Below are 23,122 nucleotides of genomic sequence, written 5' to 3' on the forward strand. Positions count from 1 at the left end.
GCGGTGAACGACGTACCCATGGACCAGTGGACACCCCAGGAGATCACCGACCACATCCAGTACATGCACGACTTCGCCGCCCGACTGGAGAAGACCGGCGAGTTCGTCGACGGCCAGGCCCTCGCCCCCGAAGGCACCTGGGTCCGCTACGACGGCGAAGACCGCCCACCCGTCACCGACGGCCCCTTCGCCGAGACCAAGGACCTCATCGCCGGCTGGATGGTCATCGACGTCGACACCCGCCAACGCGCCCTCGAACTCGCCGCGGAACTCTCCGCCGCCCCCGGCGCCGGCGGCAGGCCCATCCACGAATGGCTCGAACTCCGCCCCTTCCTCACCACCCCACCCACCGTCACCGAATGAGCCGCCGCTCGAGGCCGCCCGAAGTGCTCGCACCCCCTCCGCCGCGTGGGGCCGTCGCCGACCGGGCCGCCCCGGGCTCTCCCGGTGACATCGCACCGGCCTGCCGGCGGGCGGGACGTCCGCCCTGGCCGCGGGCGCCCCGCGATTCTCGTGATCTTCTGCCCGGATGCGGGAACTCCCCTGCGGAAAGCGCACGTTGAGCGGATGACCACGGGCTCGCACCCCTGCACGGTGCTGCGGGCCCCCGGGACCGACACGGTCCGGGTCGACGGCCAGCGCATCGCGCGACAGTCAGGGAGGGTTCAGCACATGGACGACATCTTCGGGGAGATCGTCGAAGAGATCGTGGAGGAGACCGCCGAGGAGCTCGGCGGGGAGGTCGCCGAGGACATCGTCGAGGGACTCTTCGACTGACCGTGAACCCAGCGGCTGCGGCGGCGGTCACACCGCCGCCGCATGCCCGGCGGCGGCCCGCCGGCGCCTCACGCGCTCGGCGCGTGGTGCACGCCGAACTCCGCGTCCGCGCCGACCCACAACAGCGAACCGGCGTCGAAATCGACGATGAAGGAGCCGTCGGCACCCATGTCGACGCGGGTGACCGACTGGCCGAAGAGGTCGAGGACCGGGGCGAGGGCCGAACCCGTCCCGGGGCACATCTCGTGGTACTCGCCATCGACGTCCCGCAGGCGGAACTCCGTTTCCAGGACGAGTTCCGCGACGACGCCCGATCCCTCGCCCCCGCTCACGGCGCCGAGGCGAAGACGTACCCGATCGTCGCACGACGTGTCCTCCACCCGGCCGCCGACCAGCGCCTCGAGGTCCTTCACCGCTTGACTCCCCAAGCTTGACAACGTTGTCCCATCCCTCTCCGGATCGCCGGATGTAGATGATAGAGATCATCTACATGCTTGCTCAAACTCACTTCCCGCCGACCGGACGATCCCGGCGGGTCACGGGCTGCCGCCGGCTCAGGCGGTCAGTTCCGTCCGGGCGGCCGCCGCGGGGAAGGGGTCGTGCCGGACGTACCACTCGGTGGACAGCAGCCGCTCCCGGGCATCCGCCGGCAGCCCGGCGATCAGCCCCGGCAGGCCGCCGCGTTCGACCTCCGAGCGGTGCGCCAGGACCGCCGCGGTCTTCTGCCTCAGCCACGGGCGGACGTCGACGGTCGCGGTGACCTGTTCGTCCGGGACGCCGTACACCGCTCTGCGGGCACCGATCACGTCCTTCAGCGCCGGTACGGCGGATTCCGGGTGGGTGGCCAGACAGAGGGAGCGCGGCTGCCAGGGAGGACCGGCATCCGGGTAGAGCCCCCCGAGCGCGGCCGCCTGGGCGGCGAGCACGGTCACCCGATGGGTGTGCACGTGATCGGGGTGACCGGGCAGTCCGCCGTAGGCGTCATGGGTGACCATGACATCGGGGCGGAACTCCCGGATGTGCGCCACCAGTCGGTGCATCACCTCGTCGAGCGGCGCGTCGCAGAACCTCGGGGCGCCCGGGGCCGACGAGGGCACCCGCGCATCGGCGTAGCCGAGCATCCGCGGCTCGCCGGCGCCGAGGATCCCCAGTGCGTCCGCCAGTTCCGCCGCCCGCATGGTGTCCGCGCCCCAGGTCGCCGTGACGACCGCGGTACGCGCGCCCGCGGACGCGTGACGGGCCAGCACTCCGCCGGCCGAGAGCGACTCGTCGTCCGGGTGCGCGAAGACCCCGAGCAGACTGGGCACGGGCATGGACGGACCGCCTTCCCTCACGCTGCGGGCAGCGGCCGACCGGGCGGACGACTTCCGACGTCGCATGCGCGGCCGGCCCTTCACCCATTCCTTCGCATACTCCCAGGACGTCACCGGAGCGCGCCGAGGACACGCACCTCCGCGAGGTGGAAGAGCGGAGCCCCCGCCGGCGTGAGTACGGCGCACCCCGGCAGCGGCCCTCCGGCCAGTCCCGCTGCACCCCACACGGCGGCGGTTGGGAGCCCTCCGGCGCCGAAGGGGTCCCCCGGCGTGAATGCCGTGGGCGAGGAGTTGATCGCCCGTTCCGACAGGGGTGTGGTGCTGTGCAGGCCGTGGGTGGACCGGCCGAGCGGCGACCCGAATATCACGGTCGCGGCCGGGACGGCGCCGGTGCCGCCGCGGCGGGACGCGAGTGCGGTAGCCATGGGGCAGGACTGTACAGGCCGTCTATACACATAATGTATAGCGGGGCGGGTGTGACGGCCGGTCAGGACGGTTCTCACAGCGCTCCGGGCTGCCGCGCCACGCGCCGGCAGGTCTCGTCGTCATGGTGTGCCCGCAAAAAGGCGAACAGCCCGGCCACGATGTCGTCCGACATGTGCGCCAGGATCGAGTCCGGCGACTCGGCGGTGGAGAGGGCGACGGCTTCCACGAGGCGGGCGATGTCGCCGATCGCGGACTCCTCCACGCCGGCCGGGTCGGTCCGGTCCTCGACGGTCGGTCGCCGGGTCATGGTGCATCCTCTTCCGATAGGGGGAACGGGCGCGCGTCGACGGCGGGCCCTGACGTCACGTAGACGAGGCCGCCCGCACGGTTGTGACGGCTCGGCGCGGTCGGCGGCGGCACACCCGACCGCGCCGGCTTGCCGGTTCACCTACCCGGTCGACCCCGAACGCCGCTGCGGGGCCCGCCGGTTCCGTCCGCGGCGGGCCCTGCCGCCGTGTCGTGCCGGCGGGCGCCCCGCGCCCGCGGTCAGGCGAAGTCCGCGGAGGGCGCAAGGCCCTCGGCGAAGGACCGGAAGTCGGGGGCGAGGGGCAGTTCCTCTTCGAGCTCCGCGTCGAACCACGTCATGGAGGGTTCCCCGTGCGGCCCGCACTCCCGGTAGTCCAGTGCGATCGAGCAGGGGCCGCCGCCCGAGACCAGCACCACCGGGGTGGGCAGCCCCCATTCCCGGACCAGGTAGGGGCTGTCGAGCAGGGAGAGTGCCTTCCCTTGGCGGCCGATTCCCATGACCGTCTCGAACGGGACGTGGTCGGCGCTCCACGAGTTCGGCCGGCTCGCGGGAAAGGCGTCCCGGTCGGCAGCGACCACGCCCCCGTTCTGGTGGCGCAGCAGGTCGAGCAGGGAACCGGGGAGTGTGACTCGCAGCGCGCGTTCGGCCTCCGCTACGAGTCGGTCGGTCAGGGGCGGCTGCACCCCGTAGCGGTTCCCGGGGTCCCAGAGCGTGCGGCGAAGGTCCTCGAAACGTGCCATGGCCGGAATCGTAGGAGGTACGCGCGGCGCCCCGCCGCATGACCAAGAGCGGCGGCCGCCCAGTAAAGTCCTGGCATGCTGCTTTTCCACTTCACGCGGCCGGAGCGGTGGCCGCTGATCCTGGCAGACGCAGAGATCAAGGCCACCTGGGCGACGGATCACGATCACGAGGACATGCCGGAGCTGGCGCGGACGGTGCACCTCACGTCCGATCCCAGCCCCGCCTCGCTCCCAGAACCCTTCCGGGACTGCACGGTGCGGTTCACCGTGGAGGTGCCGGCCCCGGAGGCGCAGCGATGGCACGCGTGGGCGGGCACCAGGCTGCCGGCCCAGACCGTGCACGTACTGACGGCGACGCACTTCGGCGAGCGGCCCGACGAGTGGTTCGTCGTGGAGCGGGCGATCCCGTCGTCGGAATGGGTGTCGGTCGTCGACCTGAAGGTGCAGAAGCCTCTGTGGCCGCAGCCGTAGGGCTCATCAGGCGTCCGGGCCGGTTCCGTCCGTAGGCCGTTTCCAGACCGCCTCCCGACCGTCGCCGTCCACGCGGGCCCACCGCGGAACCGGGAAATTGACACGTCAAGCATTCGCTGCTTGTCTTGGCAAGGAATTTCGGGACGTCCCCCACAGCGCCCCGACCCGGTGCACCCGGCACTCCCCCGGCGACGTCTACCCGAGGACAGATCATGACCGAACGCATGACGCGTGGCTTCGTCGTCACGGACCGGGAACCGAGATGCCCGTTCGACCCGTCGTCGCGGCTCGCCGAGATGGGCCGGCAGGAGATGCCGGCCCGGGTCCCGATGTACGAGCCGCGGTTCGGGGACGCCGACGTGCTGGTCCTGTCGCGCTACGCGGACGTCCGCGCCGCGCTGGGCGATGCCCGGCTGCAGTACGGGCACCTTCCCCTGGCCGACGGGAGTCCGCGGACCTACATGCCGGGCTTCCTCCCCGACTTCCACGGCGCGGAGCACACCAGGCTGCGGCGCATGATCGCCGGGGCCTTCACACCCAAGCGGGTCAGGGGGCTGCGCCCGATGGCCGAGCGGATCATCTCCGAGCGTCTGGACACCATGGAGGAGGCCGGGCCGGGCGTCGACCTCGTCGGGGCGTACGCAGTCTCGGTGCCCTCGATCGTGATCGGCGAACTGCTCGGCGTTCCCTCCTCGATGCACCGGGAGTTCCACAGCATCAGCGCGGGCGTCGTCAACTTCGCCAACTCCCCCGCCGAATACTTCGCCCTTCTCGGCAAGTTCGGCGAGTACATGACGAACCTTGTCGAAGAGGTCCGCCGGCATCCCACCGAGGGCCTGATCAGCAGCCTGCTGCGGGAACGCCCCGGAGGGGTCAGCGACCAGGAGGTCATCGGCCTGTCCAGCGCCCTGGTCGTCGCGGGTCACGAGACGACCGCGTCGATGATCGGGGTGAGCGCGCTGGCGCTCATGCGGCAGCCCGAGCAACTCGCCGTGCTCCTGGACGAGTCACGGTCCACCGGGGACGCCGTGGAGGAACTCCTGCGCTACATGAGCATCTCGGGCACGTTCCCCCGTGCGGCCTCCGAGGACCTCACGATCGGCACGGCGCGGGTGAAGGCCGGCGAGCGCGTGCTGGTGTCGCCGCTCACCGCGAACCGCGACCCGGAACTCGTGCGGGACCCGGACCGGCTGGACCTGACCCGTGAGGCGGTCGCGCACATGGCGTTCGGTTTCGGGAGCCACCAGTGCCCCGGGCAGCACCTGGCGCGTCTGGAACTGGAACTGGCGCTTCCCGCTCTCTTCCGGCGGTTCCCCGGCCTGCGGCCCGCAGTCCCGGACGAGGAGCTGGTCTTCCACCGCGACGGCCCGAACGTGTACAGCCTGCAGGCCCTTCCCGTCGTGTGGTGAACCCGGGCGGGAACGGGCGGACGGGGCGAGACTCGGTCTCGCCCCGTCCTGTCAGTCGTGCGCGGCGGCACCCGTCAGCGCAGCGTGTACGCCATGGGGATGGTCTGCCGAACGGTGTTGCCCTGGCTGTCGGTCGCGCTGATCCTCAGTCCGACGCCCTTGGCGGCCTGGTCCCGCCGGGGGTTCTTGACCGTCGTGGTGAAGGTGTTCTTTCCGGTGGCCTTGGTGGTCGCCGCGCGCCAGGTCCTGCCCCCGTCGAAGGTGGTCTCCGCCTTCAGGGACGTCACCTTGGGCAGGGCGCTGAGGCGTTCCTGGTAGTAACCGACGACGGTGATCTCGTGGGCTTCCCCGGCCTTGACGGTGTTGTCCAGGGCAAGATCGAAGTCGTAGCGCAGGAAGATCAGCGGCTCCGGACGGCAGGCCGCCTCATTGCCGCCGACCACCTCACCCATGCACGGGCTCAGCTTCGGCGCGTCGTCCTCGGTCGCCGTGGCGGAGGTGTAATGCCACACCGTGCTGACGTCGTTGGTCCGCGCCTCGAACGTGTACCGGGCCGACTTCGCCGGAAGGTCGTAGGAGACGAGGTCACCGCCCTTGCAGCCGGAGAGCGCCAGCATCACCGCGGCGGCGAACACCATGAGGGCCCCTCTGCGGCGCCGTGCCGATGGCACACCGGTCTTCATCGTGTCGGTCTCCTTAGCGGTGTCGAGTGCCATCACAGGGTCGTCCAGTCCTGGTCGGCGAGGTGCTGCTTGCGACCCTCGATCTCGTCACCGGACGCGTCCAGCAGCTTGAAGTCGCAGGTGGAGTCGAGGTTCGGCACCGTGGGCAGGGGAACCCGCCCGCAGGACGGGATCTCGAGGAACTCGTGCTGGAGAAGCTCGTCGTCGACGATGCCGATCAGCGCCTGGCGCCCGCCGCCGCTGCCCGTGAGGTAGACGGTGGGGTAGAAGGTGTCGCCCTGCCGGCAGCCCGCGCACGGGCCGGCCGGCACCGAGAAGCCCGACTCGGTCCGCACCTGCGGCACGGCCCCCGGTACGGCCGGCCCCGCGTTCCAGTGGATCTCGTTCTTGCCGGTGAGGACCAGCTCGTTCATCTCGGAGCGGTTGTGCTCCAGGAAGGAGTCCGCTCCCTGGTCGGCCCAGGAGGCGGTGAAGCCGCTGATGGCGTCATCCTGCCGCTTGACGAAGGTGGTCATGGTCCGCCGCGTGGACGGCTGCGGCAGGGACACGTACGACGTGATGGGGGCGGCCTGGAGGAACTGCCGCCAGCTCAGCTGGTGGACGGTCCCGGGCCGGGCCGCGTGGAAGTGGAGGTCGACCCGGTCGAGGTCGCCCTTCTCGACCCGGTAGTCGTTCGCCCGGATCTGCCCGTCCTCGTGGTACCTGGCGGCGTACGCCCTCGGCACGGCGCTGCCCCCGAGGCTGATCCTGACGTGCGACCGGTCGGCCTTGATCCGCTTGATCAGGTCCTCGGCCTCGCCGTAGGGCACCGTCGCGATGGGCAGTGCGGCGTACGCCTGGATCGCCGGGCAGCTCTGCGGCCCGTCCAGACACTGGTCGAAGGTCGAGGGGCTGCCCAGCGAGGTGAGGCCCGGTGCCGTGACCAGCACGCCGACGGCGCCGGCGGCGGCAGCGGCGGCCACTCGCTCGTCCCGGAGCTTCGGGTAGTCGCAGGTGCCCTGGCAGATGTCGGTCGGTGTCAGGAGGACGAGCTTGCCCCGCGCGTCGACGTCCGCGAGTTCGGCGGCGGAACCGGTGCCCGCGTGGACCACCGGCAGGCGGCCCTCGACCGGCAGCCGCGGAACCTCTATCGCGGCCTCACGGGTGCTCGGGTCACCGTTGTCGCGCAGCCACGCCTGCGTCTCGCCCAGTGTCGCGTTCGGGGTCACGTAGCGTGCGGACAGGTCGGCGGGGGCGCCGCCGCCCGTGGTCCGCATGGTGACGACAGGAGTCGTCCGTGAGCTGTAGAAGTCGTGGGTGAAGGTCCCCTCGCTCACCTTGCCGGTGGGCAGCACCCACCAGTTCGGTTCGACGCCCTTGTAGTCGTAGGAGAGCACCGTGCCCATCGTCCAGGCGCCGGTCGCCGAGACCCGGTTGACGACGTCGGTCGCGCTGTAGGTCTCGGTGGCCTCCGGGTACCGGACGCGCAGCGGCTTGGCCTTGCGCAGGTCCAGCGTGACCGTGGTCGCCTTGGTGAGGCTCACCTCCGGCGCGATCGGTGCGGCCTGCTGCAACTCGCCGGCCGCGTCCCGCCATGTGACCGGCAGCTGCACCGCGTAGCTGCCGCGGAAGAGCTGTTCGGTCACGCTGTCCGCGCCGACTTCGGAGACCAGGCCCGCGTGCAGGTGGATCTTGTCGTCGACCGGCATGAAGGTGGCCGTGCCGTAGCGGACGTCGGTGGCACCAGCGGGGGCGACGACGTTGAGGGTCAGCGGGAACTTCTGGGCCTCGAGGAAGGTGTGGACCCCTGAGGCCAGCCGTATGTCGCCCGAGTCGTCACGGGCGCTCAGCAGCCCGTTGTAGCCGCCGAAGGCCGCGTCGGGGCCGAGCACGCTGCCGTCGAGCGTCACCGATACATCGGCGGAACCGCCCGCGGGGACCACCACCGTGTCCGTGCTGAGGGTGAACAGCCCCGCCGCGGCCGGCTTCCCGTCGGCGAAGGAGACCGGCATCGTGAGATGCAGCGTGGTCGCCTCGTCGCCGCGGTTGGTGTACGTGATCTTCTTCGTCACCCGCGAGTGCGGGTAGGCCAGGCGGCCGAAGTTCAGGCTCCCCTTCGGGACGATCCGCGGGTTGGTGGCGGTCGCGAGGTCCACGAGGCCCCTGCCCTGGGCGTACATGTCGTGCCCCAGGTCGGTGGCGGTGTCCATCAGCAGCGCCTTGATCTGCTGACCGGACAGCTCCGGGTGCTGCTGGGCGACGATCGCCGCGGCACCGGCCACGTGCGGGGTCGCCATCGAGGTCCCGTCGGCCGCGGTGTAGTACTGGTCCACCGGCGTGCCCATGGCCGTGCCGGCGGCGCGTGCCGCGACGATGCCGACGCCCGGAGCCGCGATGTCGGGCTTGGCGGCGCCGTCCCCGATCCGCGGTCCGCGGTTGGAGAACGTCGCCATCTCGCCGTTCTTGTCGACGGCCGCCACGGTCAGCGCGTCGTCGGCGGAGCCCGGGGAGACGACCTTCTGCGGGAACCAGCCGGAGTTGCCGGCCGCGACCACGAACAGGGTCCCGGTGGAGCGGCTCAGCTCGTTGAGCGCCTGGCTCATCGGGTCGGTGCCGTCGGTGGGCTCACCGCCGAGGCTCATGTTGACGACCTTGGCCCCCGAGTGGGCGGCCCAGTCCATGGCCGCGATGATCCCGTCGTCGGGGCACTGGCCGTTGTCGTCGCAGACCTTGCCGACCAGCAGCTTGGCGCCGGGGGCGACGCCCTTGCGCAGCCCCTTGGACGCGGCGCCGCTGCCGAGGACGGTGGACGCCACGTGGGTGCCGTGTCCGTGCCCGTCCTTGGTGCCCGAGGGACTGCCGGTGAAGTCGACCTGCCCGGCGATGCTTCCGGCGACGTCCGGGTGGGTGGCGTCGACGCCGGTGTCCAGCACGGCGACGGTCACGCCGGTGCCGTCGTAGCCGCGTTCCCAGGCGACGGGCGCGCCGATCTGCGGGACCGACTGCTCGAGGTCGACGTGGGACACACCGTTGAGCCAGACCTTCTCGACCCCGGCCAGGGAACCGGCGGACCGGGCGGCGGCGGACGTGGCGGCCGTCTTGCCCCGCACCTCCTGCCACCACCGTCCGCCGTCGGCGACGTTCATCGAGCGGCCGTTGATGCTGGGGAGCGACCTGCCGCCGGACGCCCCGGGGACCTTGCGCGTCTTCTCGGCACCCGCCGTGCCGGTGTAGGTGACCAGCACCGGAACCGTGTCGCCCTTGCCCGCCGCGGGGAGCGTCGCCAACTGGGTGAGGTCGAAGAGCCCCCAGTCGAGAAGTCCCTTGCCGACCAGCGCGAGGGCGTCGTCCGGCACGACGTACACCTTGCCCTGGCGGGTGATGGTGTGGAACACGACCGGGGTCCCGTCGGGACGCGCCGCGCTCTCGGTGTCGCGGACGACCGGCCTGCCCTTGTCGTCGACGCCGACGTGCACCTTGTCGCCGGTGATCAGCGTGACGGGGACGGACCCGCCGGACGCGGCGACGATCCGCGCCAGGTCGGTGTCGGCGATCACGGTCGGGCTGCCGGTCCGTACGACACCGGGTCGCGGAGTCTGCCGTTCCGGCTCGGCCGCCTGGGTCGCCGTCGTCGACACGACCATGCCGAAGACGGTCAGACCGACGGTCACCGCGCCAAGGCGTCTGTTGAGACGCTTCCTTGCGCTTGGCCTCATCTATGAGTCTCCTGTGAGATGTGACGGGGAACATCGGGGGAGGATCGGCGTGGAGGCGTGCCGGAGGCCGGCGTTCACGGTCCGGTCACGGTCTCCGCGCTAGAGCGGTTCGTACTCGCCGTCAGCGGCGGAATCACCCGCGTCCTCGGTGGTCGGGGCGTCTGCCGGCTCGGCCTGCGGTCCTTCCGGTGCCGGTTCGTCCTTCGCACGGCGTGCCGAAACGGCCGGGCCATCAGCCGGTTCGGGTGTCAGCGGTTCTGCGGGCAACATGGGCACGAGTGTGCGACGGGGTCCGGTACCGGCTCGATTGGTCAGATGCGGGATTTAATCCGGCCATCCGCCCGCCGGCATTTCTTCGTACCCGGCGACGGCCCGAGGAATTTACTCGTCGCCCTGGGGCGGTTGCCTCAGCTCGCCGACGAGACCCGATTCGACGACCTTGATCGCGAGCGCCGTCCGCGACGTGACGTCCAGTTTGCGCATCGCCGACTTCACCTGGCTGGCGACGGTCTGTGCCGAAACCGTCAGCGCGTCGGCGATCTGCCGGTTCGTCAGGCCCTCGACCAGCAACCGGGCCACTTCCACCTCGCGCGGCGAGAGCCGGTTGCCGTAGCCGGGACGTCCCCGGCCGCGCGCCGCAGCGGGGCTTCCCCCTGCGCGCGTTTCGAGGAACCGGCTGATCCGGTCGGCGTCGTTGCGGGCGCCGAGTTCCGACAGCGCCCGCGCGACGTCGGACAGGAGCTGCAGTCCGGCCTCGTCCCGGCCGTCGGCGAGCAGGCAGTGGGCGGAACGCTCCCGGGCGAGCAGGGCGTCGTACGGGCGCGGCAGCGCCTCCCACGCGGCGGCCGCACGGCTGAACAGCGTCACGGCGTCCGCGAAGCGGCCCTCGGCCTCCGCCACGATCGCGCGGCACAGGACCAAGGACGCCTGCGGCGCGGGGGCGTCCCGGTCGCCCAGGGCCGCTTCGAACGTGTCCACCAGGTCGGCGGCACGGGCGAGGCGACCGGCGGCGGCCAGGGCCGCGACGCGTGCCGGGGCGAACTCGACCGCGCGGGACCAGAGTCCGCCGCCGACGGCTGTCTCGGCCGGCTGGTCGGTGAGGCGGAGCGCCTCGTCGACGTCGCCGTCGCGCAGGCACAACTGGGCGAGCGCGGCGGCGGCCTCGATGCGCTGCTGGTCGTCGCGCCCGGCGAAGCGCAGCCGCTCCCGCGCTGTGTCCAGGTCACCGGCGGCCGCCTGCATCAGGCCCGCCACCAGGGCCGCCTCGCTCCGGTCCTTCAGCCGTACGCCGCTGTCGTCGTCGATCAGGCGTGCCGTGCGCTCCGCAAGGCCCGACCATGCGCCGGTGAACCAGTCGAGGTGGGCCCGTGAGGAGGCGATGCTGTCGAGGTAGTCGAGGAGCTGATGGCGTTCGGCGAGTGCCTGGCCCCTGGCCAGCCGCGCCCTGGCCTCGTCGTACCGCCCCCACCGCGTCGCCTCCTCGCCGACGTTCGTGTGGCCTATCGCGACGACGGACGCCTCCCGCGGGTCCGAGACGTCGTCCGGGATGTGCCGGGCCGCCTCCCAGCCCGCCTCCTCGCCGAGCATCAGCAGCGCGAAGGCGCGTTCCACGGACATTCGCAGGAGGTCGAGGGAAGCCATCGAGCGGGCCGGCGGCGGCGCCTCCTGCAGCCACCGCAGGTGTTCCGCCACCGGCCGCGCGTTCCCCAGGGGCAGTGCGAGCAGGATGCGGGCGCGCGCCGCCTCCGACGAGTCCGGCGGGAGATGGGGCAGCGCCGTGAGGATCTCGCCGCGGCCCGCCTCGATCTCGCCCGCCACCATGAGCACCCGGCCGACCTGGAAGCGGACCGACGCCTGCTGCCCCGGCGTCAGTACCTGGCCGCCGAGGGCCGACCGGAGCGATTCGATGATCTCCGAGTACGGGTCGGAGCCGGACAGCGCCTGGAACTGGATCTTCGTCACCAGCCGCACGAGTGGCTCGGCGGGGAGGGACATGCTGGTGACCAGGCTGTGCATCAGCAGGGCCGAGGTGGCCACGTCCCCGGACTGGACACAGAGGTCGGCCGCCTGCTCGGTGTACCGGCACGCCGCCTCGACGTCGCCGGCCAGCCGGAAGTGCCGGGCCAGCTGGGCCACGGGCGGCTGCGGCCACCGCTCCAGCGCCCGGCCCGCCCGCAGGTGCATGGCACGCCGTTCCTCGGCCGGGATGGCGTCGTACACGGCGTGGCACGCCAGCGAATGGCGGAACGACCACTGCCCGGGCCTGCCTTCGCGCAGCAGGCCGCCGCCGAGCACTTCGGCCGCCTGCGCGGCGAACCGCTCCTCCGGCAGTCCGCTGACCGCGCGCAGGGTCGTGTAGTCGGCCGGGCCGGACACCACCGACACCGCGTACAGGACGGTGCGGGTGTCGGGCCCGACCCGCCCGACGCGTTCGAGCATGGCGTCGCGGATCGTGGGCGGGACGTCGATGCGGTCCAGCCGCCGGCGCGCCCATCCGCCGTCCTGGCGGATCAGGTCGGCCCGGTCGTGCATCAGCCGCACCGACTCCTCCACCGCCAGCGGTACGCCCTCGGTGCGGGCGTGCAGGAAGTCGGCGAACTCGGTGGAGACGTGCCCGCCGGCCAGCATCGACGAGACGAACGCGGCGGTCTCGCCGACGTCCAGCGGATCCAGCGTCAGCCTGACCAGGTGCGCGTCGGACGGGGGCCGGGAGAGCAGCCGCAACAGCAGCGAGCCGGGCGGTACTTCGTCCCGCCGGTAGGTGAGGACAACGCTCACCGGCTGGGGCCGGCGGGAGACCAGGAACAGCAGGAACTCGAGGGTCGCCTCGTCCGCCCAGTGGACGTCCTCCAGTGCGAGGACCGCCACGTCGAGCCGGCCGAGGACCTCGGCGAAGGCGCGGAACAGCCGGTGCCGGGCCGCGGTGGCGTCCTCCAGCGGCTCCGGGGCCGGGGGCAGGTCGTCGGCCCACTCGGGGAACAGCGGCCGCAGCGCACCGCCCAGCCCGCTCAGCCGCAGCCCGACAACGTTGTCGACGCCGTCGCGCACCGCGTCCACGACCGCCCCGAGCGTGTACGGCACCCGCAACTCCGGGCAGGCCCCGACCAGGGCGCGCCGGCCCCGCTCCGCCTGGGACGCCAGGAACTCGCGCAGCAGCCGGGTCTTGCCGATGCCCGCCTCACCGTCGAGCAGGACCACCGCGGGGGTCTGCCCGAGCGCCGTTCCGAGTGCGTCCAACTCCCCGTCCCGGCCGACGAACCGCGGCGCGGACAGCGCCGGGAGCCGGTCGGCATCGGTACCTGCCCGTCCAACCACCGCCGTACCCCCTCGGTCGACCACCGCAACGTCAGTGCCGACCTTATCCGCGGGAGATCATTTGGGTGGCGGCAACGGCTCGGACAGTTGAACGACGGGAGATCCCGCGGGCCCCGCGCCAGGGGGCCTCTCGGCGCCCGCGTCACCCGTTCGGCCTAATCGGCGCGGCGGCCCGGGGCAGCTCGTGCTGGCCTGGAAGGGGGTGTACGAGCGAGGCGACACCACGTGCGACCTGCGACAACAGCATGTCGGCCGTCCCCTGGGCCGACCGGCGCGGGATCCCATCGCGCCGCGCGTCGCCCGCACAGACCACAACCACGGGAGTGACCCATGGCTGACCCCACCAGGAGCAGCGGCGGCGGCATGATGGACGAGCTGCAAGCGCTGCTCGAAGGTGCGACGAAGCTCCTGAACGACAGCGGACTCAAGGGCATCGTCGACTCATGGCTCGGCAACGGCCCCAACGAGCCGGTGACGACGAGGCAGATCGAGGACGCGTTCGGCGCCGACAAGGTGGCCGAGGCGAGCAAGCAGGCCGGTGTGAAGCCCGATGCGCTCGCCGCGGAGCTGCCCGAGGTCATCGACAAGGCATCCCCCGACGGGAAGATCGACATCCGCAGTAGCAGCATCGAGCCGTCCTCCATCGACGCCCGCAAGGAGTCGCTCATCGACGTGCTGGGCCACACCATCGACACCCGCCGCGGTTGACCGCCGGAGCGGACAGTCGGAGGGCCGGTGCCCACCAGTGGCGCCGGCCCTTTGCGTCGCCGGAAGCCGGCGCACCGAACATCGCCGGAGACATCGCACACCCCTTACGGCACGGCGATCCGGCCGCCTCGTCAAGCATCGGAGCGTCACCCGAATGCGAGGCAGCGTGGGAGCAATTAGCCTGAAAAACGATGGAGTCCCCGAACTTCGGGTGGGACGAGGAGGCGACTCGCCGTGGCGAAAGTGCTGTTCATCGTGAGTGGGGCGACGTACTGGGTGCTGAAGGACGGCACCAGGTATGCGACGGGCTACTGGGCCGAGGAGTTCGCGAGTCCCTACAAGCTGCTGACGGAAGCCGGTCACGACGTGGTGGTGGCGACTCCCGGCGGCGTCACTCCGAACGTCGACATGATGAGCCTGCGCCCCTCGATGGCCGGCGGCGAGGACGGAGCCCTGGAGCTCGAGCGGATCATCCGGTCGGCTGAGGTGATGCGGCGCCCCCTGAAGCTCTCGGACGTCCGGCTCGAGGACTACGACGCGGTGTATCTCCCCGGTGGCCACGGCCCGATGTCGGACCTGGCCTTCGACGCCGACGCGGGCCGCCTGCTGACCGCGCAACTCGCCTCGGGCAACCCGCTCTTCATCGTCTGCCACGCCCCCGCCGCGCTCCTGGCGACCAGGATCCACGGGGTGTCCCCCTTCAAGGGCTACCGGGTCACCGGTTTCTCGAACGAGGAAGAGGAAGCCGTCGGACTGGCGCCCCTGGCGACCTGGCTGCTGGAGACGGACCTGAAGGAGAAGGTCGAAGTCGACTACAGCCGCGGCCCGATGTGGGAGCCGTACATGGTCGAGGACCGCAACCTCGTCACCGGGCAGAACCCGCATTCCGCGGCGGTGCTGGGCAACCGGATGCTCGAGATCCTCAAGGCCTGAGGCCTTGCGCCAGGGCGCGCACCGCGAACATCACGCGGTGGCGCCCTGGTGTGCCTGCCCGGCCGCGTCCGTGACCCGGCCCGTCGGCGCCGGCGGACTTCAGGCGTTCCAGGAGCGCGAGCAGAGCACCAGGCGGTAGCCGTCCGGGTCGGCGACGGTGACGCCGTACTGGTCCCAGTAGGGGTTGTGCGCCGCGGTGCGGGTGCCGCCCGCGGCGACGAGGCGGTCGACGAGGGCGTCGTCGACCGGGGCACCGAGATAGAGGACGAAGAGGTCGTCCACCGTGGGCGTGGGCTCCAGCGGCCGCTCGGGGTCGCGCGTGAGCTCGAAGTGCCAGGAGCCGCCCGGGAGCCCGAGCATCACCAGATCGTGCTCACCGGAGACGCGCTCGGTTGTACGCCACAGCACTTCGAGACCGAGGCCCTCGGCGTAGAAGCGCTCGGCCGCCGCAAGGTTCCGCGAGGGGCGGGCGACCCGGACGCGGGTGCCGGGGGTGATCATTCCGGGGCCTCCAGCGTCGCGCGCCAGATCGGGCTGTCGACGTAGTGATTGTCGAAGCGCTCCGCAGTCTCGGCGAGCCGGCTCGGGGACTCCTCACCGCGGGTGACCTGCCCGAGCAGGCGCAGGTAGTCGAAGCGGTCCATGCCCGGCGTGAAGACGCACAGGACGTCGGCGCCCGAGCCCGGTGCGGCGCGGAAGGCGTGCGGGGTGCCCGGCGGCACGGCGAGGAAGTCGCCCTGGTGCAGTACGGTCACTTCCTCGCCGAGCAGCACCTGGAGCGAGCCGCCGAGAACGAAGAACATCTCCCAGGCGTGCGTGTGAAAGTGGGCGGGCGCGCCGGGCGCACCCTCGACGAAGGTCGAACGGTAGCTGGTGAACGCGCCCGCGGTCTGGGCCGAATCAGCGAAGAGAGACATCACGGCACTGGGGTCGGCGCAGGTCTCGGCATCCTCACGGCGCGTGAGTATCGCCCGCGTGGTGGCGTGGCCGTCGAGGTCGTGATCCAAGGTCATGGTCGCGACCCTACCGATCGGGTATGACAAGTCGGCCGCAGCGGCGGTGGCGCCCGCGCGTGCCATCACCGGGCATCCGGTGCCCGCCTACACTGCGGGGCATGGCATGCCGTATCAGTGAGTTGGTCATCGACGCCCACGACCCCGAAAGGCTCGCCGCGTTCTGGAGCGAGGTGCTCGGCTACGTGGAACTCGGCCGGGAGGACGACGGGAGCATCGAGATCGGGCCGCCCGACACCGGGTTCGGCGGTCCGCAGCCCACGATCGTCCTCAGCCCCAGCGGCGACCCCCGGGCCGCGAAGCTCCCCCTGCACTTCGACGTGAACGCCACCGACCGCGACCAGGACGCCGAATTGGAGCGGCTGCTCGCCCTCGGCGCCAGGCACGCCGACGTGGGACAGAGCGGCACGGAGAACTGGTACGTCCTCGCCGACCCGGAAGGCAACGAGTTCTGCCTCCTGCGCCGGCGCCTGCAGCCCCTCTGATCCGACGTGCCTAGACCTCGGGAAGGGAGGGATCGGGCGTCCAGGGAGTGGGTGCGGTGATGGACCACCGTTCGTGGTCGCGCCAGGCGCCGTTGATGTACAGGTAGTCGGCCGACATGCCTTCGTAACGAAAGCCCAGGCGCCGGGCCAGGGCCGAAGACGCCTTGTTCCCCGGCTGGATGTTCGCCTCCAGCCGGTGGAGCCGCAGGTCGTCGAAGGCGTGCCGCAGGACGGCGGTGAGCCCTTCGGTCATGTAACCCCGCCCCGCGGACGGGGCGAAAGCCGCGTAGCCGAGGGACGCGCCCTGGTAGCGGCCCCGGATGATCGAGTTGATGTTGACCGTGCCGGCGGCCGCACCGGTTTCGAGGACGCGGATCAGATAGCCCCGGTTGGTGCCGTCGACGAAGCGCTGCATCCAGCTCTGGAACGCCTCCGCGGTCGCGGGCAGCTGCATGTACGGCGAATGGAGTTCGCTGCTGGCTCTCACGAGCGAGCAGAACTCATCCTGGTCGGCGAGGGTGAGCGGGCACAGTTCGACCCGTGAGGGCGCAAGGGGCATGGGCCAATGCTAGATGATCTCCCCCATGCGGGGGGCGGAATGGGTCCGGGCTGCCGGGTCCCACGAGCGGGCCGCCCGGTCCACGGAGGTCCCCCAGGTATCGACGCCGGTCGACCCCCGTGCATCGACGGCCCGCACCAGGCGGGCTGTGCCGGAGGCCCGTAGTTCCGGCACCGCAAGCCGTCACACCGGTCGCACCGGGAAACGGGGGAGCACTGAGTCGTGGACCGCGGCTCGTGCGCACCGGCGCGGCCCGAGGCCCGGCCGGGGTGGTGGAGCCGAAAAGATCTTTTCCGTGCGCGCCTCGTCCGGTACGGTCGCGGGGTTGTTCGCCCACTGGGAGGTCTCCACATGGCATGTCGTATCGGTGAGCTCGTGCTCGGCTGCCGAGACCCCGAACTGCTCGCGCGGTTCTGGTGCGAGGTCCTGGACTACGTCGTGGTCGGCCGCGAAGAGGGCTGCGTCGAGATCGGGACACCCGAAGGCTTCGGCGGTCCGCAGCCGACGATCTTCTTCAGCGTCAGGGAAGAGCCGGAGCCCGGGAAGTCCCGGCTGCACATCGACCTCAACCCCACCGACCGCGACCAGGACGCCGAGCTCGAACGCCTCCTGAAGCTCGGTGCGCGCCGGGCCGACGTCGGCCAGACCGGGGACGAGCAGTGGCACGTCCTGGCCGACCCCGAAGGCAATGAGTTCTGCCTGCTGAAGGCCCGCATCAAGCCGCTCTGACCTGTATCGGCCGCGCCCGAACGGGGCGGCGCACTCCGACGTGTGCCGGTGTACGCCGCCCTCGGGTGGGGCGAGTTGCGGGAGTCGGCCCGCGCCGTCATCACGGTGACAGGCGGAGACCGGTCGCCGTGCCGGCCGGGTTGTTCGTGAGGAATCCCCCTGCTCCGAGCCGTTACAGGCTGCGGGCGGTGATGTCGCCGTAGGCCGTGGTCGCGTGGATGTCCAGGGCCGCACCGGCTCCGTCGGTGTTCTTGAGCGCGTTGTGGATCCGGCCGTACGAGGTGGCGGCGTCAAGGGTCGCGGACACCCCGCGGGCGGCGCCGACCGAGATCTCGCCGTGCTCGGTGCGCAGCGTGACGGTGCCGCGTACGGCCTCGGCGACGCGCAGGTCGCCCTTCTGGGTGGTGATCTCCGCGGGTCCGCCCAGGCGGCCCACCGACACGTCGCCGGCGAGGACGGTGATGCGGGCGGTCTCGGCCTCGTCGAGCTTGACCGTGGCCTGCTGGCCGTCCAGGGCGACGTCGCCGAGCCGTCCCACTCCGCGCAGTTCGGCGAGGGCGGCCTTCGCCTCGACGCGGGATCCGGCAGGCAGTTGGACCGTCACCTCGATGGACCCGGACGAGCCGAGGACCCGGCTCTTCGCCGCCGGAACCTCGATCCGCAGGACGCCGTCCGCGTAGCCGACCTCGGTCTGCTCCGCCGCCTTCACGTCACGGCTCTTCGAGGCGTCCGCGGGCAGGACCTCGACGGTGGTGTCGGTCCGGTCGGCGGCGATGAACCGGATGCGTCCGGCGGGGACGTCGAGGACGGCCGAGACGGGGGCGGGGGTGTCGAACTTCTGCATCGTGTTCTCCTTCGTCTGCATCGGGCGCTCTTGCGCCCCGGTGTTTCTGACAATGGAAACGCTACGTTGCATTCGAGGATGTGGCAACGATGCCGTTGCCCAACCCGGCAATCTCTGCAGCTCATTGCGGGAAAATCATTGCAATGGCCCTGGAGGCAATGCAACAACACTCAACTGGGCGTTGCAATGAACGGCGAATGAACGCTACAGCCGGCCCGTCACGGGGCCCGCGCCGGCGGTGCGTTGCGGCCACCGGAAGCCGCAACACACCGCGCTCAAGAAGGCCGCGGCGGGGACCACCCGGGCGGACGAGCCCGCGGGACCGCACCCCCGCGGTGCGCCGCCGACACCGCGCCGGCCGGACCCCAGCCCTGTCACCTCGGCCTTTGCGTTCGCAGGGACCGAATTTGCTCTGGCGCCCGCCGCCCCGCACGGCATACGATCACGCCGGCCGCGGACGACTTCCTACGCCCTGTCGTCGGTCCGGACGGCGGACCTGACTTCGCCCGGGAAGGCCTCCGATGCCCCTTCTTCACCGCGCCCTGATGTGGATCTCGACCACCACGGCCAAGCTCACCGATCCCGTCGACGATCCGTGCCACCACGAGTCGGACGCGGACGAAGCCGGAGCCTGCGAAGAGCCCGAGTGCCAGTGACAGCCCGCTCACGAGGGGATGTCCGGATCCTTTCGGATCACCGATCGGTCCCGCAGCGGGTCTGGTGCCTCCGGTGGCGGTGTGCAAGGCTCGAAGCAACCGGCCCGGCCTGGTGAGAGACCCCGCGCCACCAAGTGGTCACCCTGAGCGGCCGACGGATGGTACGGGTGGTCTTACTCGACTGTAGGCGGCAAGTCGCCGCCTGCTTTGCGGCGGCCGCACTCGCACGAAGCCGACCGTGATGGGCTCCGACCCGATCGGTGGCTTCCCATACCGGCCTTCGTTTTCAGAGTCAGCGACATACCCCTGCAGACGACGATCGCTCTCACCGGCGAACCGGACCTCGAGACGCGCCCCCGGGTCACGGCGGTCACCGACGGACTGCGGCTCCAGGACAGGGCCCTTTGCGTGGACCTCTCGGGCGTGACGTTCGTCGGCTCCACCAGCCTGAACATGCTGCCGAGCCTCCGCCTGCGCGCCGAAGCGGAGAAGGGCGCGCTCGAACTCGCAGGCTTGCGGCAACAAGCCGAGCGCGTCCTCGCCCTGACGGGAACGCGGGACCTGTTCCGCATCCTCCCCCGCGTTCCGCCGGTGGCTCCCGACAGCGTCGTCGGTGCCTGCTGCCGAGCCCGCACGGTCACCGCTCCTGCGGCTCGAGCGTATGTTTTTGCGTGGAATGCGGCTTACGAGCAGAAGTCGATCTTCCCTCGCGTTAGGCTCCCCACAAGCAACGTTGAACATGCCGACCAGCGAACGCGGAGCGCTGACCATGCCCGAAACCCGCCTCAAGTGCCGCAACGCCTCCTCGGCCGCCGCTGTCGTGGCGGCCGGTGCCGGACCGGGCGACCCGCAGCACACCGTCCGGCAGGACGGCCGCCATGTCGTCATCGCCTACGCGAACACACGCTGGCCCTTCGACGTCGCCGAGTGGGCCGCCCTCGAGGGCCACGCCAGTGACAAGGCAGCGGCCCGGGTCATGACCGCGCTCTAGCCCACCCGTACAGGCGCCCGGCCCCGTCACGGCTCGGGCCCGCCCGCCCGAGGCCGCCTATACGGAGACCTGCGGTCGCGCCGCGCCGAGGTACTGGACGGCGGTTCGTCCGGCGTGGGGCGCGAGCAGCGCCCGCAGTTCGTCGGCCGCGGCTTGCAGGAGGCCGCCGTCCCGGGACGCGTGGAGTGTCTCGAGGATGAAGGCGACCCTCGTGGAGTCCTCGGTGACGCGGGTGTGGTGGGCGTCGCGATGGTTCCAGTGGCGTGTCAGGACGTGGGCGCCGTCGGCGTAGACGATCTCGCCCGGCTTGGGGTGCTCGACGGTGTCCGGTTCCCCGAGCGGGGTGAACGTCTCGGTGCCGTCGGCGTGGCGGATGACGACGTCGCCGGTGACGTTGTCCAGGTCGAAGGCTCCGGCGGGCAGTCCGTGGTGGACGGAGACGACGTTGTACGAGTCGACGGCCGGGTTGATGCGCGGCAGGGCGCCGCGCTTGGCGAGGCGGCGGCCGAGCGCGTCGACGCTGGGTCGGATACGGCGGGGGTTGGTGCCGAACGAACGGTAGGCCGTGTGCCAGGCATCGATACGGGGGTCGGTCTCGTCGGCCGGGTGCCAGGTGCCGTCGGCGAGCCGCCGCTCCAGGTCCTCCAGGGCCGCGGTGGACCGGGGCCAGGGTTCGTGGCCGCGCAGGCCGGTGGCGGTGACCAGGGCGATGAGGGTGTCGGGGAAGGCGTCGGCGACGGCGGGGGCGAGGCTGAAGGTGGGCATGGCGGGGCTTCCGTTTCCTGCGTCAGGACGAAGTCGGGTCAGGGCTTCCAGGTGCCGACGCGCTCGATGCGGCGGCGCTGCCGGCGCGCGGTGGGGACGTCGAGGCCCTGGCCGCGCGCGGTGAGCCGGTCGGCGACGGCGCTGCGGTGCTCGACCGGTTTGTGGTCGTCGTACTTGAACTTGGCCACCGCTTCGGTGACTTCGAGGCGCAGGTCGCGGATGCCGGACAGCATGCGGCCGTACGGCGGTGCGTCTGCGGCGACGGGGGCGTGGTCGCCTTCGGGCTGGAAGTGGGCGAGTTGGCGGCGCAGCAGTTCGGCCTTGGCTTCCGGGTCGTCGACGATGTGGGCGCGGCAGGTGAACTGGACGGCGGTGTAGTAGCTGGTGGGGACGCCGTCGGTGGGTGGGGTGCCGGTCCTGGCCCGCCAGGGGCCGGGGATGAAGGCGTAGTCGCCGAAGACGGTGAGCAGGACGTGGGGATCGTTCTCGACGGCCGTCCAGACCGGGTTGGGGCGGGCGAGGTGGACCAGGAGGTCGCCCGCGTGGCCGGAGAAGGGGGTGGGGACCGCGACGGGTGGCCGGCCGGGCGGGCCGTTGACGCAGAGCTGGCCGAAGTCGTGGCCGTCGGCGATCCAGGACCGCCATTCGGCTTCGTCCAGGGCGGCGTCCCAGGGCTGGATGAACATGGGGGCTCCCTTGCGTCGTGGTGTGCGGGGCGGGGTGGGCCGGAACAGTTCCCGGTCAGGTCAGGTCAGGGCGAGCAGGCCGACGGCCGCGGCCGCGGTGCCGAGTCCGATGAGCTGGCCGCGGTGGATGCGCTCGTCGAGCACGCCCCGGGCGAGCAGGACCGTCCCGGCCGGGTAGAGGGCAGTGATCACGGCGACGACCGCGAGATCGCCACTGCGGACGGCGAGCAGGAACAGCAGGTTCGCGAGCGAGTCCAGCACGCCGGCGGTGGCCGAGATCGCGTACGCGGGCCGCTCGGACCCGAGCGTGCGGAACATCGCGCCCGCCGCGGCCAGCGTGACGGCGGAGGAGACCGCCCGGCCGACGATCAGCGGGCCGATGCCGCTGTCGGAAGGCGCCTGGTGCAGGAAGACCAGCTGGAGCGCGATGGCGGCGCCCGCGCCCAAGGCCATCACCAGGGCGGTGCGCGAGGGCCGCGCGGCACCGGCCCCGTGGCCCGCGCTGACCAGCACCACCGCCACCAGGGCGAGGGGCAGGCCCACCAGGCCGGCCACGCCGAGGTGCTCCCCCTGCAGCAGGCCCACCCCCACCGGCAGCACGGCGGAGACCAGGGCGGTCACGGGCGAGAGCACGTTCATCGGGCCGATCGCCAGGGTGCGGTAGAGCAGGGCGAACGCCACGGCGGAGGCGACCCCGGACGCCGCGCCCCAGGCCAGGACCCCGCCGCTGAAGGAGGCGTCGAGGAACGGCCAGAGCAGCAGCTCGACGGCGAGGCTGGCGGGGGCCGCGACCATCACGGTGCGCAGTACGTGGGCCTTGCGGGCGCCGAGACCGCCGAGGAAGTCGGCGCATCCGTAGGCGAGCGAGCTGCCGAGGGCCAGCAGCAGAGCGATCACAGGACATCCCTTACCATTCAGTGGAACGACTGAACCGTACATCGGATCGACCGCGATAGGCCAGTCGACCGACCGGACGGTTCATTCCACTGGTACGCCGACGAGGACGGAAAGCGGATGGCCGACGCTGAGACCGCACTGCGGACGCTCGCACACAACGTCCGGGCCGCACGCACGCGCGCGGGCCTGTCCCTCGACGAACTCGGCCGCCGCGCCCAGGTCAGCAAGGGCGCGCTGGTGGGGCTGGAGAAGGCCCAGGGCAACCCGAACTTCGCGACGCTGGTGCGGCTGGCCGACACCCTCGGCGTCTCGGTCTCCGCCCTGATGGAGGGCAAGTCCGAAGGCCGCGTCCGGGTCGTGTCCGCCGACGCGCTGACCCCGCTGTGGACCGGCGCGCTGGGCAGTCAGGCCCGCCTCATGCTGACCACCTCGGGGCCGGCGCCCGTCGAGGTGTGGCGCTGGCAGTTGGAGCCGGGCGAGGAGTACCCCAGCCACCCGCATCAGCCGGGTGTCGTGGAGACCGTCAGCGTCACCCGCGGCCGGATGACCCTGGTCGTCGACGGCGCCGAGCACACCGTCGAAGCCGGGCAGACCGCGACCTTCGAAGGCGACGCTGCACACACCTACCGCGGCTCGGGCACCGAGACGTGCCACCTGATCATGACGGTGCACCTGCCGCCCGGTCCGGTCCCCGCACCCTGAGCTCGCGGTTCACGGGGC

Annotated in this window: 25 protein-coding genes and 1 pseudogene; 11 read left to right on the forward strand and 15 right to left on the reverse strand. The window is 71.6% G+C overall.

The genetic code is table 11. The annotated features are described in order from the left end of the window. Positions 1 to 363 (forward strand): YciI family protein (locus tag CHF15_RS24160; protein ID WP_107418562.1); only part of this gene is annotated, 363 nt, incomplete at its 5' end. Between the two features lie 482 nt (positions 364 to 845). Here the strand turns inward: CHF15_RS24160 and CHF15_RS24170 are convergent. The 5 genes from CHF15_RS24170 to CHF15_RS24190 form a co-directional block, all read right to left on the reverse strand. Beyond that, on the reverse strand, positions 846 to 1,190 hold the full coding sequence (locus tag CHF15_RS24170) for a DUF6188 family protein (RefSeq protein WP_089225976.1): 345 nt from the start codon (positions 1,188 to 1,190) through the stop codon (positions 846 to 848). A gap of 141 nt (positions 1,191 to 1,331) precedes the next feature. Further along, positions 1,332 to 2,090 carry a PIG-L family deacetylase gene (locus tag CHF15_RS24175; RefSeq protein ID WP_089225977.1) on the reverse strand — a complete coding sequence of 253 codons (759 nt, stop codon included), beginning with the start codon at positions 2,088 to 2,090 and terminating at the stop codon, positions 1,332 to 1,334. Between the two features lie 110 nt (positions 2,091 to 2,200). After that, a complete protein-coding gene (locus CHF15_RS24180) occupies positions 2,201 to 2,515 on the reverse strand; it encodes a hypothetical protein (protein WP_089225978.1) in 315 nt (104 codons plus the stop codon). 74 nt (positions 2,516 to 2,589) lie between these two features. Beyond that, the gene (locus CHF15_RS24185) at positions 2,590 to 2,823 is read right to left on the reverse strand and encodes a hypothetical protein (protein WP_089225979.1); all 234 of its coding nucleotides are present in this window, start codon (positions 2,821 to 2,823) and stop codon (positions 2,590 to 2,592) included. 239 nt (positions 2,824 to 3,062) lie between these two features. Next, a complete protein-coding gene (locus CHF15_RS24190) occupies positions 3,063 to 3,563 on the reverse strand; it encodes an SMI1/KNR4 family protein (protein WP_089225980.1) in 501 nt (166 codons plus the stop codon). Between the two features lie 75 nt (positions 3,564 to 3,638). On the opposite strand from CHF15_RS24190, the gene CHF15_RS24195 reads away from it, so the two are divergent. Together CHF15_RS24195 and CHF15_RS24200 are read left to right on the forward strand one after the other, a co-directional pair. Next, positions 3,639 to 4,034, forward strand: coding sequence for a hypothetical protein (locus tag CHF15_RS24195; RefSeq protein ID WP_089225981.1), 396 nt, complete (start codon positions 3,639 to 3,641; stop codon positions 4,032 to 4,034). Positions 4,035 to 4,246: 212 nt separating this feature from the next. After that, on the forward strand, positions 4,247 to 5,443 hold the full coding sequence (locus tag CHF15_RS24200) for a cytochrome P450 (protein WP_089225982.1): 1,197 nt from the start codon (positions 4,247 to 4,249) through the stop codon (positions 5,441 to 5,443). A 74-nt stretch (positions 5,444 to 5,517) separates the two neighbouring features. Here CHF15_RS24200 and CHF15_RS24205 read toward each other — a convergent pair whose 3' ends face one another. From CHF15_RS24205 to CHF15_RS24215, 3 genes are all read right to left on the reverse strand, one after another. Next, a complete protein-coding gene (locus CHF15_RS24205) occupies positions 5,518 to 6,126 on the reverse strand; it encodes a hypothetical protein (protein ID WP_220093323.1) in 609 nt (202 codons plus the stop codon). Between the two features lie 32 nt (positions 6,127 to 6,158). Beyond that, the gene (locus tag CHF15_RS24210; RefSeq protein ID WP_089225984.1) at positions 6,159 to 9,776 is read right to left on the reverse strand and encodes a S8 family peptidase; all 3,618 of its coding nucleotides are present in this window, start codon (positions 9,774 to 9,776) and stop codon (positions 6,159 to 6,161) included. Between the two features lie 426 nt (positions 9,777 to 10,202). Next, positions 10,203 to 13,160 carry a helix-turn-helix transcriptional regulator gene (locus CHF15_RS24215; protein WP_089225985.1) on the reverse strand — a complete coding sequence of 986 codons (2,958 nt, stop codon included), beginning with the start codon at positions 13,158 to 13,160 and terminating at the stop codon, positions 10,203 to 10,205. 306 nt (positions 13,161 to 13,466) lie between these two features. Here CHF15_RS24215 and CHF15_RS24220 point away from each other — a divergent pair, with 306 nt between their 5' ends. Further along, positions 13,467 to 13,844, forward strand: coding sequence for a YidB family protein (locus CHF15_RS24220; RefSeq protein WP_143681630.1), 378 nt, complete (start codon positions 13,467 to 13,469; stop codon positions 13,842 to 13,844). A gap of 234 nt (positions 13,845 to 14,078) precedes the next feature. Further along, the gene (locus CHF15_RS24225; RefSeq protein WP_089225986.1) at positions 14,079 to 14,777 is read left to right on the forward strand and encodes a type 1 glutamine amidotransferase domain-containing protein; all 699 of its coding nucleotides are present in this window, start codon (positions 14,079 to 14,081) and stop codon (positions 14,775 to 14,777) included. Between the two features lie 99 nt (positions 14,778 to 14,876). Here CHF15_RS24225 and CHF15_RS24230 read toward each other — a convergent pair whose 3' ends face one another. Both CHF15_RS24230 and CHF15_RS24235 read right to left on the reverse strand, forming a co-directional pair. After that, positions 14,877 to 15,278: a VOC family protein gene (locus tag CHF15_RS24230; RefSeq protein WP_089225987.1), complete on the reverse strand. Its 402-nt coding sequence runs from the start codon at positions 15,276 to 15,278 to the stop codon at positions 14,877 to 14,879. Beyond that, the gene (locus tag CHF15_RS24235; protein WP_089225988.1) at positions 15,275 to 15,790 is read right to left on the reverse strand and encodes a cupin domain-containing protein; all 516 of its coding nucleotides are present in this window, start codon (positions 15,788 to 15,790) and stop codon (positions 15,275 to 15,277) included. Before CHF15_RS24235 ends, CHF15_RS24230 begins: the two co-directional genes overlap by 4 nt. Positions 15,791 to 15,891: 101 nt before the next feature. Between CHF15_RS24235 and CHF15_RS24240 the strand changes: the two genes are divergently transcribed. Beyond that, on the forward strand, positions 15,892 to 16,275 hold the full coding sequence (locus CHF15_RS24240; RefSeq protein ID WP_089225989.1) for a VOC family protein: 384 nt from the start codon (positions 15,892 to 15,894) through the stop codon (positions 16,273 to 16,275). 10 nt (positions 16,276 to 16,285) lie between these two features. Here CHF15_RS24240 and CHF15_RS24245 read toward each other — a convergent pair whose 3' ends face one another. Continuing rightward, positions 16,286 to 16,834, reverse strand: a complete 549-nt coding sequence (locus CHF15_RS24245; RefSeq protein WP_089225990.1) for a GNAT family N-acetyltransferase — start codon at positions 16,832 to 16,834, stop codon at positions 16,286 to 16,288. A 351-nt stretch (positions 16,835 to 17,185) separates the two neighbouring features. Between CHF15_RS24245 and CHF15_RS24250 the strand changes: the two genes are divergently transcribed. Further along, positions 17,186 to 17,563 (forward strand): VOC family protein, encoded by a 378-nt coding sequence (locus CHF15_RS24250; protein WP_089225991.1) that lies wholly within the window; start codon positions 17,186 to 17,188, stop codon positions 17,561 to 17,563. A 172-nt stretch (positions 17,564 to 17,735) separates the two neighbouring features. Here CHF15_RS24250 and CHF15_RS24255 read toward each other — a convergent pair whose 3' ends face one another. After that, entirely contained in the window at positions 17,736 to 18,407 is a 672-nt protein-coding gene (locus tag CHF15_RS24255; RefSeq protein WP_089226121.1) for a DUF4097 family beta strand repeat-containing protein, read from the reverse strand. 521 nt (positions 18,408 to 18,928) lie between these two features. Here CHF15_RS24255 and CHF15_RS46435 point away from each other — a divergent pair. From CHF15_RS46435 to CHF15_RS45845, 3 genes and pseudogenes are all read left to right on the forward strand, one after another. Next, entirely contained in the window at positions 18,929 to 19,063 is a 135-nt protein-coding gene (locus CHF15_RS46435) for a hypothetical protein (RefSeq protein ID WP_265737405.1), read from the forward strand. 207 nt (positions 19,064 to 19,270) lie between these two features. After that, positions 19,271 to 19,633, forward strand: a pseudogene (locus CHF15_RS46725) (STAS domain-containing protein); the annotation flags it as partial. Positions 19,634 to 19,832: 199 nt separating this feature from the next. Further along, positions 19,833 to 20,054: a hypothetical protein gene (locus CHF15_RS45845; RefSeq protein WP_245939011.1), complete on the forward strand. Its 222-nt coding sequence runs from the start codon at positions 19,833 to 19,835 to the stop codon at positions 20,052 to 20,054. A 57-nt stretch (positions 20,055 to 20,111) separates the two neighbouring features. Here CHF15_RS45845 and CHF15_RS24265 read toward each other — a convergent pair whose 3' ends face one another. Genes CHF15_RS24265 through CHF15_RS24275 form a run of 3 tightly spaced genes read right to left on the reverse strand, consistent with a single transcriptional unit; the run spans position 20,112 to position 22,402 of the window. Beyond that, a complete protein-coding gene (locus tag CHF15_RS24265; RefSeq protein WP_089225993.1) occupies positions 20,112 to 20,819 on the reverse strand; it encodes a B3/B4 domain-containing protein in 708 nt (235 codons plus the stop codon). Positions 20,820 to 20,857: 38 nt separating this feature from the next. Further along, entirely contained in the window at positions 20,858 to 21,505 is a 648-nt protein-coding gene (locus CHF15_RS24270; RefSeq protein WP_089225994.1) for an FMN-binding negative transcriptional regulator, read from the reverse strand. Positions 21,506 to 21,565: 60 nt separating this feature from the next. Beyond that, a complete protein-coding gene (locus CHF15_RS24275; RefSeq protein WP_089225995.1) occupies positions 21,566 to 22,402 on the reverse strand; it encodes an EamA family transporter in 837 nt (278 codons plus the stop codon). Between the two features lie 117 nt (positions 22,403 to 22,519). On the opposite strand from CHF15_RS24275, the gene CHF15_RS24280 reads away from it, so the two are divergent. Continuing rightward, positions 22,520 to 23,104, forward strand: coding sequence for a helix-turn-helix domain-containing protein (locus tag CHF15_RS24280; RefSeq protein ID WP_089225996.1), 585 nt, complete (start codon positions 22,520 to 22,522; stop codon positions 23,102 to 23,104). Positions 23,105 to 23,122: the final 18 nt, after the last annotated feature.

The organism is Actinacidiphila glaucinigra (assembly GCF_900188405.1).
GTDB lineage: Bacteria > Actinomycetota > Actinomycetes > Streptomycetales > Streptomycetaceae > Actinacidiphila > Actinacidiphila glaucinigra.

Coding starts and splice junctions, on each gene's coding strand:
- CHF15_RS24175 (WP_089225977.1), bottom strand. CDS start 2,090: ATGCCCGTGCCCAGTCTGCTCGGGGTCTTCGCGCACCCGGACGACGAG.
- CHF15_RS24180 (WP_089225978.1), bottom strand. CDS start 2,515: ATGGCTACCGCACTCGCGTCCCGCCGCGGCGGCACCGGCGCCGTCCCG.
- CHF15_RS24185 (WP_089225979.1), bottom strand. CDS start 2,823: ATGACCCGGCGACCGACCGTCGAGGACCGGACCGACCCGGCCGGCGTG.
- CHF15_RS24190 (WP_089225980.1), bottom strand. CDS start 3,563: ATGGCACGTTTCGAGGACCTTCGCCGCACGCTCTGGGACCCCGGGAAC.
- CHF15_RS24195 (WP_089225981.1), top strand. CDS start 3,639: ATGCTGCTTTTCCACTTCACGCGGCCGGAGCGGTGGCCGCTGATCCTG.
- CHF15_RS24200 (WP_089225982.1), top strand. CDS start 4,247: ATGACCGAACGCATGACGCGTGGCTTCGTCGTCACGGACCGGGAACCG.
- CHF15_RS24205 (WP_220093323.1), bottom strand. CDS start 6,126: ATGAAGACCGGTGTGCCATCGGCACGGCGCCGCAGAGGGGCCCTCATG.
- CHF15_RS24220 (WP_143681630.1), top strand. CDS start 13,467: ATGGCTGACCCCACCAGGAGCAGCGGCGGCGGCATGATGGACGAGCTG.
- CHF15_RS24230 (WP_089225987.1), bottom strand. CDS start 15,278: ATGATCACCCCCGGCACCCGCGTCCGGGTCGCCCGCCCCTCGCGGAAC.
- CHF15_RS24235 (WP_089225988.1), bottom strand. CDS start 15,790: ATGACCTTGGATCACGACCTCGACGGCCACGCCACCACGCGGGCGATA.
- CHF15_RS24240 (WP_089225989.1), top strand. CDS start 15,892: ATGGCATGCCGTATCAGTGAGTTGGTCATCGACGCCCACGACCCCGAA.
- CHF15_RS24245 (WP_089225990.1), bottom strand. CDS start 16,834: ATGCCCCTTGCGCCCTCACGGGTCGAACTGTGCCCGCTCACCCTCGCC.
- CHF15_RS24250 (WP_089225991.1), top strand. CDS start 17,186: ATGGCATGTCGTATCGGTGAGCTCGTGCTCGGCTGCCGAGACCCCGAA.
- CHF15_RS24255 (WP_089226121.1), bottom strand. CDS start 18,407: ATGCAGAAGTTCGACACCCCCGCCCCCGTCTCGGCCGTCCTCGACGTC.
- CHF15_RS46435 (WP_265737405.1), top strand. CDS start 18,929: ATGCCCCTTCTTCACCGCGCCCTGATGTGGATCTCGACCACCACGGCC.
- CHF15_RS45845 (WP_245939011.1), top strand. CDS start 19,833: ATGCCCGAAACCCGCCTCAAGTGCCGCAACGCCTCCTCGGCCGCCGCT.
- CHF15_RS24265 (WP_089225993.1), bottom strand. CDS start 20,819: ATGCCCACCTTCAGCCTCGCCCCCGCCGTCGCCGACGCCTTCCCCGAC.
- CHF15_RS24270 (WP_089225994.1), bottom strand. CDS start 21,505: ATGTTCATCCAGCCCTGGGACGCCGCCCTGGACGAAGCCGAATGGCGG.
- CHF15_RS24280 (WP_089225996.1), top strand. CDS start 22,520: ATGGCCGACGCTGAGACCGCACTGCGGACGCTCGCACACAACGTCCGG.